Source organism: Streptomyces sp. NPDC046860 (genome assembly GCF_040645115.1).
Taxonomy (GTDB): domain Bacteria; phylum Actinomycetota; class Actinomycetes; order Streptomycetales; family Streptomycetaceae; genus Streptomyces.
This window is the reverse complement of sequence record NZ_JBEYXQ010000007.1, coordinates 70,823-87,409: the sequence shown is the minus strand read 5'-3', so window position 1 is coordinate 87,409 and position 16,587 is coordinate 70,823. Positions and strand designations below refer to the sequence as shown.

Below are 16,587 nucleotides of genomic sequence, written 5' to 3'. Positions count from 1 at the left end.
CGCCGGTGCCTGTGGCCGTGCCGGGAACGCGAAGACCCGATCGCTGGCGACGGGGGATGCACCAGCGATCGGGCTATGGCCAAGGGTAACAAGGTTGAGGGCGTTGCGGGGCCAACGGGGTTGATCCGAGGGGGAGTTGGCTGATCTTGGTCGGTCAGGGGCGGCACGGGGGGTCGTAGGAGAGGCGGGGGAGGTACTCGTGCCACTTCTCCCGGGTCAGGACGTTCCGGGTGACCGCGCAGATGTGGTGGACCGCCGCGTCGGCGTCCAGGCTCCACAGCCGTACCGTGTCCGCGCCGCTGGAGACGCCCAGGACGTGGCTGCGGGGGCTGAAGGCGAGGAAGTTGCCCGTCTTGGCGTACGGGCTCATCGACTGGCCGATCGGCGCCGCCGAGGCGGGGTCGGTGAGGTTCCAGAGGCGGACGGTGTTGTCGTTGCCGCCGCTGGCCAGGGTGCGGCCGTCCGCGTTGAAGGTGAGCGAGGTGACCGACTCCGTGTGCCCGGTCAGGGTGCGGCCCACGGGTGCGGCCGAGGCGGGGTCGGTGACGTCCCACAGGCGGACCGTGTCGTCGTCGCCGCCGCTGACCAGGGTGCGGCCGTCCGGGCTGTACTCCAGCGCGTTGACCGGGCCGGAGTGGCCGGTCAGCGGGTGGCCGCGCGGCACGGGGCGGGCCGGGTCGCGCACGCTCCACAGCCGGATCGTCCCGTCCGCGCTGCCGCTGGCCAGGGTGCGGCCGTCCGGGATGAACTCGAGGGCGTTGATGTAGCCCCGGTGCCCGGCCAGGGGCGGGCCCCAGGGGGCCGGGTGCGCGGGGTCCGTCACGTTCCACAGCCGCAGGCGGCGGTCGTCGTAGGCGGTGGCGAGGATGCGGCCGTCGGGGCTGAAGGCGAGTGCGTCGGAGCCCATGAAACGGGTCATCAGCCGCAGCGGCGGCCCGGCGACCTCGGGACGGGCGAGGTCGCGGACGTTCCACAGGTAGACCGAGCGGTTGCCGGTCAGCACGGCCAGCCTGCGGCCGTCCGGGGCGAACATCAGGGTGCGCTGCCCGCCGTCCGCCGGCATGAACGGCGCGCCCAGCGCCACCGGCCGGCCGGGCGCCGTGATCCGCCACAGCCGTACCCGGCCGTCGCGCGCGGCCGTGGCCAGCACCTTGCCGTCCGGGCGGAACGAGGCGCTGCGCCCCGTCATGTCCGAGGTGGGCACCGCCCACAGGCGGGTCTTGCCGTCCCCGCTGCCGGTGGCGAGGGTGCGGCCGTCAGGGCTGAAGCCCAGCGCGTACATCTCGCCGCTGCTGCCCGCGAGCGGTTCGCCGACCTGGGAGGGGGAGCCGGGGTCGGTGACGTTCCACAGGCTGGCCGTGCTGTCGGCGCTGGCCGCCGCGAGCCGCCCGCCGTCCGGGCTGAAGGCCACCGACCACACGGGCCCGGTGTGCCCGGTCAGCGGGGAGCCGAGCGGGGCGGGACGCGCCGGGTCGGCGACGTCCCACAGCCGGATGGTGTCGTCCGCGCTGCCGCTGGCCAGCACCTTGCCGTCGGGGCTGAACGCGACCGAGTGCACCAGGTCGGTGTGGCCCCGCAGCACCTCGCGCCGCGCCTCGGGGTGCCGGGGGTCGGCGACGTCCCACAGCCGCACGGTGTCGTCGTCGCCCGCCGAGGCCAGGGTCCGCCCGTCCGGGCTGAACGCCACCGAGCGCACCGGCGCGGTGTGCGCGCGCAGCGTCCGCAGCGGGCGCGCCCGGTGCGGATCGGCCACGTTCCACAGGCGTACGGTGCGGTCCTCGCCCGCGCTGGCCAGGGTGCGGCCGTCGGGGCTGAAGGCGACCAGGTAGATCGTGCCGTCGTGCCCCGCCAGGGGCTCCCCCAGCGGCTCGGGGTGCGCGGGGTCGGTGACGTCCCACAGGTGGACGGTGCCGTCGTCGCCCGCGCTGGCCAGGGTGTGGCCGTCCGGGCTGAACACCGCGCTGCTCACCCAGCTCCGGTGGCCGCGCAGCGGCGCCCCCAGGGGCTTCGGGCGGCCTCGGTCGGCGACGTCCCACAGGCGGACGGTGCGGTCGTAGCTGGCGGTGGCGAGCAGGCGGCCGTCCGGGCTGAAGGAGGTGAGGTAGACGGCGCCGGTGTGGCCGGTCAGGGGGGTGGCGAGCGGGGCGTTCACGATGGAGATCAGCCTGCTGTAGGCGCCCTCGTCGTCCGGGCGCAGCCGGTGCGCCACCAGGTCGAGGCCGGCCGCCAGCGAGGGGTCGGTGTGCTGGACCCGGTCGGCCTCCGCGAGCACCTGCTCGAACACGGCGTCGTTGCGCTGCTGCCAGGCCACCACCGCGGCCCCCGCCGCGAGCACCGCCAGCACGGTGAGCGCCGCCACCGCGGCCCGGCTGATCAGCACGGTCCGCCTGCGCAGCCGTACCGCGGCGGCCAGGAAGTCCAGCGCGCCCCGGGTGAGGTAGGTGTCCCCCGCCGACTCCGCCCAGCCGCGCGCCTGTTCGAGACGGGAGCCCCGGTACAGCAGGGAGCTGTCGCGCGCGGAGTCCTCCCAGGCCCGCCCGTCCTCCTCCAGCCGCTGGCGCAGCAGATGGTCGCCCCGGTTGTCGTCGATCCAGTGCCGCAGCCGGGGCCAGGCGTGCAGCAGCGCCTCGTGGGTGATCTCCACGGTCTCCGCGTCGAGGGTGACCAGCCGGGCGCGGACCAGCGCCTCCAGCGACTCCTCGGTCTTGTCCGGGTCGGTGGACTCCGCTGCCAGCTGGCGCCGGGTGCCGCGCCTGCGGGTGGCCTGGGTGTCCTCGCCGAGCCGGACCAGGCGCAGCAGGAGCAGCCGGGCGGCGGTGCGGGCGGCCGGGTCGAGCCCGGACCAGGCCCGCTCGGCGGTGGCCGCGACCGCGCCCTGGATGCCGCCGGCCGCCCGGTATCCGGCGACCGTCAGGCGTCCGGCCTTGCGGCGCTGCCAGGTGGCGAGCAGGGCGTGGGAGAGGAGCGGGAGGACGCCCGCGTCGTGGGCGCCGCGCGGTCCGTCCGCGCTGACCTCGCGGACGATCAGCTCGGTGAGTCCCGCCTCCAGTTCCAGGCCGACCGCCCTGGCCGGTCCGTTGACCGCCTCGCGCAGCTCGGCGGTGGTCAGCGGGCCGAGCACCATGTGCCGGTGCTGGAGGGCGTCGGCGAGTTCGGGGTAGCCGAGGCACTCCTCGTAGAAGTCGGCGCGGATGCCGAGGACGATCTGGACGGGGGCGTGGCCCTCGGGGCCGGGGGTGCAGGCGGCGTGCAGGAACTGGACGAAGGCCCGGCGGTCGGTCTCGCTCGGGCAGAGGGTGAAGGTCTCCTCGAACTGGTCCACGATCAGCACCGGAGGGGCCGCCGCGCGGGTACCGGCCGCCGGTGACGGGGACTGCGGGGACTCGGGTGAGGTGCGCGGGCCGGGGATGGTGACGGCCGGCGCGCCGGGGGCCCGGCCGAGGGCCCACGCGGCGACCGCCTCGCGTATCGCTCCGGCGGCCGGGCCGCGTGCCTCCTCCCCGCCGGCCGACCGCGCCCGCCCGGCGAGCGGGGCCAGGGCCGGGATACGGCGGGTCAGCTCGCCCAACGGGTCGGAGCCGGGCACGAGCTGGACGACGGTACGGGGAGCGCCGTCCCCGTCCGCCGCGAGGCCCTCCTCCAGCGCGGGCACCAGGCCGGCGTTGAGCAGGGACGACTTCCCGGCGCCCGAGGCGCCGACGAGCATCACCAGCCCCCCGCCGCGCTCGGCGGCGCGCAGCTGGGCCACCAGCGCCTCCGTGCCGCGCTCGCGGCCGAAGAACCAGCGGGCGTCCTCCTGCCGGTAGGAGGCGAGGCCCCGGTACGGGCACACCCCGCCGGCGACGGGTGTGTCCTTGGCCGGGGGCGGTTCGGCGGGGCCGTCCGGGCGCTCGCCCACCGGGTCGGCCAGGGCGCGTTCCCACAGCCGCTGCCACTGGGCCAGGTCGTACAGGCCGGCGGAGACCGGGGCCGGGCGGGCGCGGCGGGCCTCGGGGATGAGGATCTGGAGGACGGCGGCGAGGGCGGCGAACTGGGCGGGCGCGTTCTTGGCCCGCCGCCAGTCGCTGATGCGCTGGGCCGAGACCCGCACCGGGCGTCCGCGCTCGTCCACCCGCTGGAGCCGGACGACCGCCTCGGACACGCTCTTCAGGGGCGGGTTCCCGGCCTCCCTGTAGAGCAGCGCCAGGCGTTCGGCGAAGGCTGTGCGTGCCCCTGAGTCGGAACCCAAGGTCCCACTCCTCACTTCCCCCGAGGCTGATGCGTCCGGACCGGAAAACTCACCCTATACGGCTGACCTGCGGGAAAGCCGGGGTGCGCTGGTCCGGTCCTCCTGGTTCGACGGCGTAGGTGGCAGGATCGCATCGCGGTAGCGGAGCTGTCACTCACCGTCCGGACCGGCCACCTGCCGAGTCCGTGAGAAGGCCCCGCCGGACGCCGAACGTTCTCGGTCAACATTCGCCAGGAGCGTGTCACGGCGCGGCGGGACGCCCTGAGATCCGTCGGCGGGGTGCCGGGCACACCGGCGCGCCGCGGGACGAGGACCCCCCGCTCCGTTCGGTACCGGTCCCCACGAGGGGAGGGACCGGTGCCGGACGGGCGGTGGCGCCGCCGGTTCGGGTGGCAGTCGCGGGGGCAGGCTCGACGTGCGTGCGGGCCGCCGATGGCCCGTGGCGCCGGGGCTGTCCGCGCGAGCAGGGGAGGACGCATGAAGGTGTCCGTGGACCGGAACGCCTGTTACGGCTCGGCGGAGTGCGCGTACCGCGCTCCCGAGGTCTTCGACTTCGTCGAGGGGTACGGCGTGGTCAGGCCGGGCCGGGAGGGGTCCGGCGACGATCCGCTGGTGCGCGAGATCGCGGAGAGGTGTCCTTCGCAGGCCGTGCTGCTGGGGGAATGAGGCCGCTGGGGGGAATGGGGCGGACGTGATGCGGGCCCCCGGGCCGCGTGGGCCAGGGGGCGTGCCGTGTCGACGGTCGCGTACGCAAGTCGCCAGTGTGTCGAGACGTCCGCGGTATCAGGTGCCGGCCGGGGCCTCAGCAGTCGAGGTGGGACGCGTGGATCTCGCCGCTCTCGGGGCGGAGGGTGGTGTCGGTGCGGTCCGGGGCGTTGACGCGGTGCGGGGCGTTCGCGCCCGCTTCGCGTCCGGCGAGGGAGCGGTGCCGGCAGTTGGGGGACTTCCCGTGGGCCTCGGCCCGGATGCGCTGCTTCATCGTGGGGGGCAGTGCTCTGGCTTGCGCCCAGACCTGATGGCTCGCGGCCGCCGGCGCGGTCTCGGCGATGTGCTCCGTGCTGCCCTGGCTCGGGCTCTCGGTGCGGGCCGAGGCGACCGGGGCGGTCGCGGTGACGAGTCCGAGCGCGGTGCACAGCGCGAGGAAGGCGGTGACGATGGCCGTCCAGAGCGTCATGACCTTGTTCCTGGCCATAACCCCTCACTTTCAGGTTGGGCGATTTGCGTACTTTCCTCATGATGTGTATGTGGGCGGCGAAGTGGTGGACCGACGCCCGTGGCGCGTCGATGTTCAGATGAACACCACTCGAATGGCCGCAAGGAGGTGGAAAGCTGCCGAAAGTGCGATGAACGGGGAGGAAGGAAACCCTCTGTGCGGGTGTGATCACCCTCCGATCGCAACGGCTCCGGGCCGCCGCAACCCCTGACTGGGGGCGGGAGTTGGGGGCCTGCCGCAGGTCACCGGGAGGTCTCGGCCGGTGTGTATAGTCGGGCGCCAGAGGTCCCCTACGTCAACGAAAGACGAGGTCGCGCGGTGAAGAAGCTGCTCCTGGTCGCACTGGCCGCCATCGGCGGTCTCCTTGTGTACCGCCAGATCCAGGCGGATCGGGCCGAGCAGGACCTGTGGACGGAGGCCACCGACTCCGTGCCCGCCGGTTCCTGAGACCACGGCACCACGATCTGTGCGAACCCCGGCCGCCCGAAGCGGCCGGGGTTCTGTGTTGCCGGGGCCCGGCACGTGGTGTACGTCTCGTCCGTGGACCGCGGGCGTTTCGGACGGCCGCGCGAAAACCCTGATGGCGCAAGCGGTACCGGGCAGGATGGGCCCCGGCACGGTGCGGACGGTGGCCTAGGGGCAGGGGGCGCGCATGCGGCGGGGGTTGCGGGACGCGATGGCGGCGGTGTGCGCGGGGGTCCTGGTGTGGGCCGCCGTGTGGGCACCCGCGCCGGACGCCGTGGCCGTGTCGCGTGGGCCCGGCTACGCCTTCGCACCCGGTGCCCGGAGTGTCGCGGGCGCACAGGACACCGCCGGAGCGCGGATGCTCCAGCCCGGCCGCACCTACCGCAGCGCCCTCCCGGCGCACGGCAGGCTCTACTACCGCCTCACCCTGACCGCCAGGGACGACGTCTACGTCCCCGTCACCGCCGTACCCCCGCGCGATGCGGCGGTCGCCGCCACGGACGGCATCCGGGTCTCGCTCCAGGACGCCGACGGCAACCCCTGCTCCTACTCCTCCGCGTCCTTCGGCGCCGGGCTCAGCCCCCGGCCCGTCACGGCCGCCGGCCGGCGGGACACCGGGAGTTCGCTCTGCCAGAGCGCTGCCGTGTACTACCTGCTGGTGGAGCGGCTGGACGCGAAGAACTCCGGATCGGAGCGCTGGGACCTGGAGCTGGCCCCCGCCACCGAACCGGGTCTGGCGGCGGACGGCCCCACCACGCCGCCCCGCTCCTGGGACTCCGCCACACCCGAGCCGCCCGGCGGCGTCCCGAGGGAGAGAAGGGGAGGCGACGGCTTCGGTTCCGCCCGCCCCCTCGGCCAGGGCGTCTGGCGCACCCGGCTCGCCCCCGGCGACACCGTCTTCTACAAGATCCCGGTCGACTGGGGCCGCCGCGTCCACGCCGGTGCCGAACTGGACGCCACCGACAGCGGCCACGGTTACGCGGGCGGCGCCCTCACCCTCTCCCTCCTCAACCCGGCGCGTGTCCCCGTCGACGACGTCGCCCTCGGCTACTCCGGCACCCGCCGCGCCGCCGCCCTCGCCCCGCTGCCCCCGGTGGAGTACACCAACCGGTACGCCGTCCCGAGCGGGCAGAACGCGCTGCGCTTCGCCGGTGACCACTACCTCGTCGTCCACCTCGGCGCGCACCTGGCCGACTCCTTCGGCCCCGGCCCCTTCGGGGTGACGCTCCGGGTACGGGTGGACGGGGACGCGCACGCCGGGCCCGCGTACCGGGGGCACGCCGAGCCGGACGGCCTCTTCGCCCTGAGCGCGACGGACAGCCCGGTCGCGGGCGCGGGCACGGGGGACACCGGGGACACCGGGGACTCCCCGGGCGGCGATCCGGCGATGCGGGCGCTGGCCTACGGCGGACTCGGCGCCGGTACCGCGCTGCTGCTGTGGCTGGCCGCCTGGACCCTGCTCGCCCGGCGCGCTCAGACGCGGGCCAGCGCCCAGAAACCGACGGCGTAGCAGACCAGCGCCAGCAGCAGCACCGGGACCGCCACCCTCGCCGGAGGACCGGGACGCGGCCGGCGCCGGGCGCGGTGGCCGGGGGCAGGGGTGCGCGGTTCGGGGGCGGGCCCGCCGGGCGGAGGGACGCGCGGGTCGCGGGCGGTGTACGCGGCGGTCCCCGGGTCGACGGCCGGCCGGGCCGGGCGTGGGGGCGGGAGGTGGAAGCTTCCGGTGTCGGACATGGGCAGGCCGACGGCGACCGGAGCCACGGGGGCGGGGGCCGGGGGCAGCGGGGCGTCGGTGGTGGTGCCGCTGGTGTCCGGCGCGTCGGCTGCCCGGCGCTCCCAGCGGGCGTCCACCGCGGCGGCGGGCTTGAGCGGGCCCTCGGTGCCGAAGCCGGGGGGCAGCGGGCCGAGCTGGTCGAAGATCTCGACGGACTCGTCGTCGGGCCCCGGTTCCGGCAGGAGTTCCCTCGCGGCGGCGAGCGCCTTGCGCGCACCCGTGGCCGTGCGGAAACGGGCGGCGGGGTCGGGCTGGAGCAGGGTGGCGATCACCTGCCACAGCGGCTCGGGCACCCGCGCGGGCGCGCCAGGCGTCCCGTGTTCCAGGAAGTACCGGACGATCTCCTTGCCGTCCGGCTTGGCCCCCTCCAGCAGGTACAGGGCGACCAGGCCGACGGCGAACAGGTCGCCGGGGTAGTCGGGTTCGGCCCCCAGCAGATGTTCGGGCGCCAGATAGCCCGGGGTGCCCACCACGAGGTTGGTCTCGGTCAGCCGGGGCTCCCCGAACCGCATGGCGATGCCGAAGTCGGACAGCCGCAGCCTCGGCCGGCCGGTGCCGGTCGCCTCCAGCAGCACATTGGCGGGCTTGACGTCCCGGTGCACGACCCCCTCGGCGTGCACGGCGCTCAGGCCGGACAGCAGCTGGTCCAGCAGGGTGCAGACGAACAGCGGCGGGAGCGGGCCGTAGTCGTTGACGAGATGGACCAGGGAGCCGCCCGACACCAGATCCATGGTGAACAGGACCTGGTCGTCGTCGGCCGCCCAGCTCGCCGGTGCCAGCACATGCGGATGATCGATGCGCAGCGCCTGCTCGCGCACGAAGCGCAGCAGGGTGTGGGCGTCGCGTTGCTGGAGCACCTTGGCCGCGACGTAGCGCCGTCTGCGGTGGTCCCAGGCGCGCCACACCGCGCCCACTCCGCCACGCCCGATCGGGTCGGCCAGCTCGTACCGGCCCGCGAAGACCTCACCCATGACCGTGCAGCTCCTCCCCCTGGTGCGCTGCCCCGGCCGTACGACCGGGCCCGGTGCCGGACCCCCTCCGGACCGGGCCGGGGGTCAGTTCTGGTGGGACTGGTAGTGCGCGACCGCGTCGGCGGTGCGGCCCGCGCCGTAGACCCGGAGGAACTCTGCCAGTTCGGGGTGGGTCGGGGCGAGGGTGTCCGCGGCGTCGATGATGTCTCCGGCGGCGGCGACCGAGCGCAGCAGTGACTGGATCTCGCGCACCACCCGCTTGACCGTCGGCGCGCCCGAACTGCTCGTCGTCTGCGTGGTGTTGCTCAGCACCGAGCCCCCTTGGGACTTCTTGATCTCGTCCATGCGGTCGGTCGCCTCGGCCGCGCTCACACTGCCGTCCGCCACCTGTGCGGCCAGCTCCTGCAGGAGCTGCACCCGCTGGACCACGGCGGGATTGCCGATCTTGGCGCGCTGGCCGCTCATCAGCTGCGACAGCATCGGGGCCGACAGCCCCAGAGCGGCGGCGAGCCGGGCCTGATTGAGCCCGAGATCGTCGATGAGCTTACGGAAGAGCGCCCCCAGCGGCTCCCCGTACCAGTTCCGCTGGAGCTCCCGCGCTCTCGCGGTGGCTTCCTGCTGTGCGGCGTCCATTGCGTCTCCCCATCGCTTCCCCAGAAAACCGAGGTTCGCTGTAGCGAACCCACGTCGAGCATCCTACGGAGCGTGGTGTTTCGCGGGGACCCCCAATCTTTTTGCGGGATACGGGGGGTGAACCGGTACTCTGGTCTGCGACGCCCGCCGGGAGCGTGATCTCCTGTCGGCCGTTCCCTTCCGGGGCCTTAGCTCAGTTGGTAGAGCGCTGTCTTTGCATGGCAGATGTCAGGGGTTCGACTCCCCTAGGCTCCACAGCGAAAAGCCCCCTCCGACCTGCGGAAACGCAGTCGGAGGGGGCTTTTTCCGGTCACCGTGGGGACGGGGCCGAGGATGGGGGCGGGGCGCTGTTTCACGTGAAACAGCGGGTGGTGCCCGTGACTTGGGGCGTCAGGTCACCTGTTCTCTTCGCCCTCGTCTTCTTCGATCTTCGCCTGGACCTCGGGGTCCAGCACGGAGGGTCCGGTGCCGTCGACCGAGTGCAGACGGGCGGCGTCCGGCATCTCCGTGGCGGCCGGGGGCTCGACCAGCCAGTCCGGGTTGGCCTGGCGGTCCCACCACTGCCACGCGGCGTATGCGCCACCCGCGAGCAGGCTCGCCAGCGCCACGTACTTGAGCGCGCGGCCGCGGCGGCCCCGGCGCTCGTTGCGGCGGGCCAGCTTCTTGATCTCCTTGGCCGAGACATTGCCGCGCAGCGCGACCAGGGCGGCCGCACTGCGTGCGGCGGCCTCGTCGTACACCGGGGTGGCGGCGGCCACGGCCTGCTCGATCACCGGGCGGGAAGCCTCGGCCGCCTGCTTGGCGGCCTTGCGGGTCAGCACGGCGGCTTCCTGCGCCGCCTGGTCGACCTTCGGCGGTACGTGGGAGAGGGCTCGCTCCACCCGAGGGGCGAGCCGGGAGTCGTACTGAAGGCGTGCCTGGTCGGCCGCCTGGGCGACCACGGGCGCCAGCCGTACTCGTGCCTCCTGCGTGTAATGAGCGGCACGCTCCTTGGCCGTGTCGGCATAGGGCGCCACCACGTCCGCTGCGTGCAGCACGCTGTCCTTGGCCGAACCGGTCGCGGCGCGCACGCTGTCGATGCGGGTCACGGGAACCTCCTCCTCGGTGGCGTACGGTATTTCGACTGTCCACCCTGTTACGGATCATGCCTGCCCCTGCCCCACGCGGCATGCGTGGGCGGGCATACGGGTGCCCATCGCCGTCGAATTCATGAAATTCCGGTCGGCCGATCTTGCGGGAAACCCGCCGCCGCCCGTCCGGCTCCGGGCCGCCGGGGGCGTGCGAGGATCGGGGGCGAACGGAAAGACAACGGAAGGCAGATCGTGGCCGAGCAGCTTTACGCCACCCTGAAGACGAACCACGGCGACATCAAGATCAGGCTGTTCCCGAACCACGCGCCGGCCACGGTCAGGAACTTCGTCGAGCTGGCTCAGGGCGAGCGGTCCTGGAAGCACCCGGGGACCGGCGTCGAGAGCACGGACCGGCTCTACGACGGCACCACCTTCCACCGGGTGATCAGCGGCTTCATGCTCCAGGGCGGCGACCCGATCGGCACCGGCATCGGCGGGCCCGGCTACCAGTTCCCGGACGAGTTCCACCCCGACCTGTCCTTCAACAAGCCCTATCTGCTCGCGATGGCCAACGCCGGGCCGGGCACCAACGGCTCGCAGTTCTTCATCACGGTCTCGCCGACCACCTGGCTCAACCGCAAGCACACCATCTTCGGCGAGGTCGCCGACCCGGCGAGCCAGAAGGTGGTCGACGCCATCGCCGCCGTCCCCACCGGCCGCAACGACCGTCCGGTCGAGGACGTGGTGATCGAGTCCGTGGTCGTGGAGAAGACCGAGAGCTGACCGGTGACCGCGCGGGAGCCGGCCCGGCGCCGGTGAATCCCGCACAGGGAACCAAACGCCCCGCTCGTCCGTAAGGATGGGCGGGGGGCGGTGCTGTGCCCCCCCGGCCGGCTCCGGCGGACGACGCGAGGGACAAGGGGATCTCATGGACCAGGCCGCAGCCAGTGCCCAGGGCGCCCGCAGTGTGCCCGTGTGCTACCGGCACCCGGACCGCGAGACCGGCGTGCGCTGCACCCGCTGCGACCGGCCGATCTGCCCCGAGTGCATGGTCGACGCCTCCGTCGGCTTCCAGTGCCCCGACTGCGTGCGCGGCGGCACCCCCGGACCCGGCGGCCCCGCTCCCGCCGCCGGTGACAGCCGGCCCCGCACCCTGGCGGGCGGCACCCTCACCAGCGACCCCCGGCTGGTCACCAAGATCCTCATCGGGCTGAACCTGGCGTTCTTCCTGGTGCAGATGTCCCTGGGCGATGCCTTCACCAACCGCCTGGACCTCATCGGCCAGGCCTACGCCGCCCACCTCCCCGGAGTGCAGGGCGTCGCCGAGGGCCAGTACTACCGCCTGCTGACCTCGATGTTCCTGCACGGCGGGTACGTGCACATCCTGTTCAACATGCTCAGCCTGTGGTGGATCGGCGGCCCGCTGGAGGCGGCCCTCGGCCGGGCCCGCTACCTCGCGCTGTATCTGATCTCCGGTCTGGCCGGCAGCGCGCTCACCTATCTGCTGGCCGCGCCCAACCAGCCCTCCTTGGGGGCCTCCGGCGCGATCTTCGGCCTCTTCGGCGCCACCGCCGTCCTGCTGCGCCGCCTCCGGTACGACATGCGGCCGGTCGTCGTGCTGCTGGTGGTCAACCTGATCATCACGTTCGGCTGGGCGAACATCGCCTGGCAGGCGCACATCGGCGGGCTGGTCGCCGGCCTGATCACCGGCGCCGCGATGGTCTACGCCCCGCGCGAGCGGCGGGCGCTGGTGCAGTACGGCGCCTGCGCGGTGGTGCTCGTCGTGGTGGCGGTTCTCACCCTGGTGCGCACCCTTCAGCTCACCTGAGACCGAGTTTGTCCACAGTGTGTGTCCGATCTTGTGCACACGGTGCGCGAACGACTGTGCCCCCTGCCGCTCGGATGAGTATCCGCAGGTCAGGCAGGGGGCGCTGAGGTGCTGAACAGTCGTGGGATGGTGTTCCCGGCGTCAACCGGGGATTAGTTATCCACAGATCGTATTCCTTTTCCCCAGGGGGATGTGGAAACTGCCTTGGCCTGTGGATAACTCAGCGGAGAGCCGTGGGCAGAGCCCGCCGGGACCAGGACCGGAGCCCGGTCACTTCCACTGCGTGGAGACGCCGAAGCCCGCCGCGATGAAGCCGAAGCCGACGACGATGTTCCAGTTGTCCAGGCTGTCGATCGGCAGCGAGCCGTCGGTCACGTAGAACACCACGATCCATGCCAGGCCGATGAGGAACATGGCCAGCATGACCGGAGCGACCCAGGCGCTGTTGGTGAGCTTGAGCGCCTGCGCCTGCTTGACGGGCGGCGGCGTGTAGTCGGCCTTCTTGCGGATCCGTGACTTCGGCACGAAGGTCTCTCCCTGTCGATGCGCTGCGTGGCCGCGCAGGTGTCTGGGTCGGGCTCGGGGCAGCGTACAAGGGGACGGCAAGGGCGCACTGAGCGCGCCCCGGGACGTCCGTTAGCGTAGTGCTTCCGCGGCGCCGAAGGAGATAAGGGTACGTTGAGCAATTCTGCCGACTCCCAGGGGACGGAATCAACGGGTTCCGCTCCGGCCCGCCGTCCGCGCCTGCGGCCGGTGCGGATTCTCACCGCCGGCGTCTTCGCTCTGGCCGGGCTCATCTTCGTCACCAGCTTCAACACCGCCAAGGGCACCGACCTGCGCACCGACACCTCGCTGCTGAAGCTGTCGGACCTCATCCAGGAGCGCAGCCGGAAGAACCAGGGGCTGGACGAGACCAACGCCACCCTGCGGCACCGCGTCGAATCGCTCGCCGAGGGCGACGACGGCAGCACCCGCGCCCAGGACGAGCGGCTCGGCGGGCTGGAGAAGAGCGCCGGCACCGAGCGCGTGACCGGCCGGGCGGTCACCGTCACCCTCAACGACGCCCCGCCGAACGCCACCGCCAAGCTCCCCGGCTATCCCCCGCCGCAGCCCGACTACCTCGTCATCCACCAGCAGGACCTCCAGGCGGTGGTCAACGCGCTGTGGCACGGCGGGGCCCAGGGCATCAAGGTCATGGACCAGCGGCTGATCTCCACCAGCGCCGTGCGCTGCGTCGGCAACACCCTGATCCTCCAGGGCCGCGTCTACTCGCCCCCGTACAAGATCACCGCTGTGGGTGACCCGGACCGGCTGAAGCAGGCGCTCGCCGCGAGCAAGGCGATCCAGAACTACATGGTGTACGTCAACGTCTACGGCCTCGGCTGGGACGTCGCCGACCAGGGCACCGTCACCCTGCCCGGTTACACCGGCACCGTGGACCTGCACTACGCGACCCCGGTGAAGTAGCCGCCGCTCACCCGGCGGCCGCGTGTTCGCCCGCCCGGGCGGCCGGGAGCGGCGCGAAACCGGTCCTTTGGTCGTTGAGGTGATCGGCGCCCGGCGCCGTATGTCCAGGTGTGCTCCAGGCACGCCGGTGACGGGCCCGGCGCCGTTAGTCTGGTGCCGTACGGCGCGAGTCAGGAGCCGTGGAGGAACGGAAAGGGACGGCATGTACGGCTGGATCTGGCGGCATCTGCCGGGCAACGCGCTGGTCAGGGCACTGATCTCGCTGCTGCTCGTCGTGGCCGCGGTCTACGTCCTGTTCCAGTACGTGTTCCCGTGGGCGGAACCGCTGCTGCCCTTCAACGATGTGACGGTGGACAACCAGTGAGCAGCGCGCGGATTCTCGTCGTCGACAACTACGACAGCTTCGTCTTCAACCTCGTCCAGTACCTGTACCAGCTCGGTGCGGAGTGCGAGGTGCTGCGCAACGACGAGGTGACCACGGCGCATGCCCAGGACGGCTTCGACGGCGTCCTCCTCTCGCCCGGACCGGGCACGCCGGAGCAGGCCGGGGTCTGCGTGGACATGGTCCGGCACTGCGCCGCGACCGGTGTCCCGGTGTTCGGGGTCTGCCTCGGCATGCAGTCGATGCAGGTCGCCTACGGCGGCGTGGTCGACCGGGCGCCGGAGCTGCTGCACGGCAAGACCTCGCCCGTGATCCACGGGGGCCGGGGCGTCTTCGCCGGCCTGCCCTCGCCGTTCATCGCCACCCGGTACCACTCGCTGGCCGCCGAGCCGGCCACCGTCCCCGCGGAGCTGGAGGTCACCGCCCGCACCGAGGACGGGATCATCATGGGGCTGCGCCACCGTGAACTCCCTGTGGAGGGCGTGCAGTTCCACCCCGAGTCGGTGCTGACCGAGCACGGCCACCGGATGCTGGCCAACTGGCTCGCCGAGTGCGGCGACCACGACGCGGTGGCGAGGTCGGCGGGGCTCGCCCCGGTGGTGGGCAGGGCCACGGCGTGACCACGCCGCGCCCGGAGCGCGAGGACGGGTACGGCGGGGTGCCGTACGGGTCCTACGGTCCGGCGTTCATGGGCCCGGCCGATCCGGGCACGGCACGGATGCCCGCGGTGGGCGGGTACGACGACTACCCGGTGATGCCCGAACTCCCGCTGGACGACCGGACGATGGGGCTGCGGGTGCCCGCCCCGCCGGAGGGCGCGTACGGCTCGCTGAGCGGCTCCGCGGGCGCTTCGGGCGCCCCGGGGACCACCGGGGGCCGCGCGGCCCGCAGAAAGGCCGCCAAGCGGGGCGGTGGGCGCGGCGGGCGCCACGGCGGGGGCCGGGAGGCGGCGGCGCCGGCGGGAGCCGTGGAGGGTGCGGGACGGCCGCTGTCGCGGATGGAGGCCAGGCAGCGGGAGCGGGCCCGCAAGCCGGGGGCCGCGGTCCTGGTGAGCCGGGCGGTCGGCGAACTCTTCATCACCACCGGTGTGGTCATGCTGCTGTTCGTCACCTATCAGCTCTGGTGGACGAACGTGCGCGCGCACGCGCAGGCCGGCAGCGAGGCGAGCCAGCTCCAGGACGAGTGGGCGAACGGCAAGCGGGCGCCGGGGGCGTTCGAGCCGGGGCAGGGGTTCGCCCTCCTGCACATCCCCAAGCTGGACGTGGTGGTGCCGATCGCGGAGGGCGTCAGCAACAAGGACGTGCTCGACAAGGGCATGGTCGGGCACTACGGCGAGGCCCCGCTGAAGACGGCGATGCCGTACGACAAGGCCGGCAACTTCGGGCTCGCCGCGCACCGCAACACCCACGGCGAGCCCTTCCGCTACATCAACCGGCTGGTGCCGGGCGACGCGGTCGTGGTCGAGACGCAGGACGAGTACTTCGTGTACAAGATGGCGTCGACGCTGCCGGTGACGCCTCCGTCCAACACCAGCGTGCTGAATCCGGTGCCCCAGGGGTCCGGGTTCACCCAGCAGGGGCGGTACATCACCCTGACCACCTGCACGCCCGAGTTCACCAGCAAGTACCGGCTGATCGTCTGGGGCAAGATGGTCGAGGAACGCCCGCGCAGCAAGGGCAAGCCGGACGCGCTCATCCAGTAGCGGCGCTCCGCCGAAGAGCAGAACATGGGCAGGGGATCTGTGGCAGCGACCGCCGACGGCACCGAAGAGCACACGGACGCGCCCGGCACGGGCGGGGGTCCGCCGCGGGGGCAGGGGCCGGTCGCCCTCGCGGTCAGCTTCCTCGGGGAACTCCTCATCACGGCCGGAGTGGTGCTCGGCCTCTTCGTCGTCTACTCGCTGTGGTGGACGAACGTCGTCGCCGACCGGCACGCCGACCGGCAGGCCGACAAGGTCCGCGACCACTGGGCGCACGCCGCCACGGGCCCCGGCGCGCTGGACACCAAGGAGGGCATCGGCTTCCTCCACGTCCCGGCCATGCGCAACGGCACGGTGCTGGTGGAGAAGGGAACCTCGCCGGGCGTCCTGGACGACGGCGTGGCCGGCTACTACACCGACCCGGCCAAGGCCGTGCTCCCGATGACCGGCAAGAAGGGCAACTTCACGCTCGCCGCGCACCGCGACGGCCACGGCGCCAAGTTCCACAACATCGACAAGGTGCGCGAGGGCGATCCGGTCGTCTTCGAGACCAGGGACACCTGGTACGTCTACAAGGTCTACTCGATCCTGCCCGAGACCTCGAAGTACAACGTCGACGTCCTCGCCCAGGTCCCGAAGGAGTCCGGCAAGGCCCAGCCGGGCCACTACATCACCCTGACGACCTGCACCCCGGTCTACACGAGCCGCTACCGGTACGTGGTCTGGGCGGAGCTGGTCCGCACGCAGAAGGTGGACGGCGAGCGGACGCCGCCGAAGGAACTCGGCTGACCGTTCCCGGCGTACGGGCGGAGAAAGAGAAGTCACCCGGCACCTGACAGGTGCCGGGGGACTTCTCT

Annotated in this window: 16 protein-coding genes and 1 tRNA gene; 11 read left to right on the top strand and 6 right to left on the bottom strand. The window is 72.9% G+C overall.

What is annotated here, in order from left to right; translation table 11 throughout:
- Positions 1-154: 154 nt before the first annotated feature.
- The gene (locus ABZ898_RS12660; RefSeq protein WP_361656530.1) at positions 155-4,228 is read right to left on the bottom strand and encodes a WD40 repeat domain-containing protein; all 4,074 of its coding nucleotides are present in this window, start codon (positions 4,226-4,228) and stop codon (positions 155-157) included.
- A 477-nt stretch (positions 4,229-4,705) separates the two neighbouring features.
- On the opposite strand from ABZ898_RS12660, the gene ABZ898_RS12655 reads away from it, so the two are divergent.
- Complete coding sequence (locus ABZ898_RS12655) at positions 4,706-4,894, top strand: ferredoxin (RefSeq protein WP_361656527.1); 189 nt, start codon at positions 4,706-4,708, stop codon at positions 4,892-4,894.
- A 136-nt stretch (positions 4,895-5,030) separates the two neighbouring features.
- Here the strand turns inward: ABZ898_RS12655 and ABZ898_RS12650 are convergent, their stop codons facing one another.
- On the bottom strand, positions 5,031-5,420 hold the full coding sequence (locus tag ABZ898_RS12650; RefSeq protein ID WP_361656524.1) for a DUF6344 domain-containing protein: 390 nt from the start codon (positions 5,418-5,420) through the stop codon (positions 5,031-5,033).
- A 339-nt stretch (positions 5,421-5,759) separates the two neighbouring features.
- On the opposite strand from ABZ898_RS12650, the gene ABZ898_RS12645 reads away from it, so the two are divergent.
- Together ABZ898_RS12645 and ABZ898_RS12640 are read left to right on the top strand one after the other, a co-directional pair.
- Positions 5,760-5,888: a DLW-39 family protein gene (locus ABZ898_RS12645; RefSeq protein WP_010467770.1), complete on the top strand. Its 129-nt coding sequence runs from the start codon at positions 5,760-5,762 to the stop codon at positions 5,886-5,888.
- A 205-nt stretch (positions 5,889-6,093) separates the two neighbouring features.
- Positions 6,094-7,416, top strand: coding sequence for a hypothetical protein (locus ABZ898_RS12640; protein WP_361656521.1), 1,323 nt, complete (start codon positions 6,094-6,096; stop codon positions 7,414-7,416).
- Here ABZ898_RS12640 and ABZ898_RS12635 read toward each other — a convergent pair.
- Positions 7,380-8,651, bottom strand: a complete 1,272-nt coding sequence (locus tag ABZ898_RS12635) for a serine/threonine-protein kinase (protein ID WP_361656518.1) — start codon at positions 8,649-8,651, stop codon at positions 7,380-7,382. The genes ABZ898_RS12640 and ABZ898_RS12635 overlap by 37 nt on opposite strands.
- An 84-nt stretch (positions 8,652-8,735) precedes the next feature.
- The gene (locus ABZ898_RS12630; RefSeq protein WP_161189634.1) at positions 8,736-9,284 is read right to left on the bottom strand and encodes a helix-turn-helix transcriptional regulator; all 549 of its coding nucleotides are present in this window, start codon (positions 9,282-9,284) and stop codon (positions 8,736-8,738) included.
- A gap of 182 nt (positions 9,285-9,466) precedes the next feature.
- Here ABZ898_RS12630 and ABZ898_RS12625 point away from each other — a divergent pair.
- A tRNA-Ala gene (locus tag ABZ898_RS12625) sits at positions 9,467-9,539 on the top strand.
- A 140-nt stretch (positions 9,540-9,679) separates the two neighbouring features.
- On the opposite strand, the gene ABZ898_RS12620 is transcribed toward ABZ898_RS12625, so the two are convergent.
- Positions 9,680-10,372: a DUF5324 family protein gene (locus ABZ898_RS12620; RefSeq protein ID WP_361656515.1), complete on the bottom strand. Its 693-nt coding sequence runs from the start codon at positions 10,370-10,372 to the stop codon at positions 9,680-9,682.
- A 234-nt stretch (positions 10,373-10,606) separates the two neighbouring features.
- Between ABZ898_RS12620 and ABZ898_RS12615 the strand changes: the two genes are divergently transcribed.
- Together ABZ898_RS12615 and ABZ898_RS12610 are read left to right on the top strand one after the other, a co-directional pair.
- Complete coding sequence (locus ABZ898_RS12615; protein WP_361656512.1) at positions 10,607-11,137, top strand: peptidylprolyl isomerase; 531 nt, start codon at positions 10,607-10,609, stop codon at positions 11,135-11,137.
- A 145-nt stretch (positions 11,138-11,282) separates the two neighbouring features.
- Entirely contained in the window at positions 11,283-12,182 is a 900-nt protein-coding gene (locus tag ABZ898_RS12610) for a rhomboid family intramembrane serine protease (RefSeq protein WP_361656509.1), read from the top strand.
- Positions 12,183-12,452: 270 nt separating this feature from the next.
- Here the strand turns inward: ABZ898_RS12610 and crgA are convergent, their stop codons facing one another.
- On the bottom strand, positions 12,453-12,707 hold the full coding sequence (crgA, locus tag ABZ898_RS12605) for a cell division protein CrgA (protein WP_361656507.1): 255 nt from the start codon (positions 12,705-12,707) through the stop codon (positions 12,453-12,455).
- Positions 12,708-12,860: 153 nt separating this feature from the next.
- Here crgA and ABZ898_RS12600 point away from each other — a divergent pair, with 153 nt between their 5' ends.
- The 5 genes from ABZ898_RS12600 to ABZ898_RS12580 all read left to right on the top strand — a co-directional run bounded on the left by ABZ898_RS12600 (position 12,861) and on the right by ABZ898_RS12580 (position 16,519).
- Positions 12,861-13,649: a DUF881 domain-containing protein gene (locus ABZ898_RS12600; RefSeq protein ID WP_361656504.1), complete on the top strand. Its 789-nt coding sequence runs from the start codon at positions 12,861-12,863 to the stop codon at positions 13,647-13,649.
- Positions 13,650-13,851: 202 nt separating this feature from the next.
- The gene (locus ABZ898_RS12595) at positions 13,852-14,013 is read left to right on the top strand and encodes a hypothetical protein (protein WP_361656501.1); all 162 of its coding nucleotides are present in this window, start codon (positions 13,852-13,854) and stop codon (positions 14,011-14,013) included.
- The gene (locus ABZ898_RS12590) at positions 14,010-14,651 is read left to right on the top strand and encodes an aminodeoxychorismate/anthranilate synthase component II (protein WP_361656498.1); all 642 of its coding nucleotides are present in this window, start codon (positions 14,010-14,012) and stop codon (positions 14,649-14,651) included. The genes ABZ898_RS12595 and ABZ898_RS12590 overlap by 4 nt, the downstream gene beginning before the upstream one ends.
- A complete protein-coding gene (locus ABZ898_RS12585; RefSeq protein WP_361656495.1) occupies positions 14,648-15,733 on the top strand; it encodes a class E sortase in 1,086 nt (361 codons plus the stop codon). Before ABZ898_RS12590 ends, ABZ898_RS12585 begins: the two co-directional genes overlap by 4 nt.
- Positions 15,734-15,772: 39 nt before the next feature.
- Positions 15,773-16,519 carry a class E sortase gene (locus ABZ898_RS12580; RefSeq protein ID WP_361657044.1) on the top strand — a complete coding sequence of 249 codons (747 nt, stop codon included), beginning with the start codon at positions 15,773-15,775 and terminating at the stop codon, positions 16,517-16,519.
- Positions 16,520-16,587: the final 68 nt, after the last annotated feature.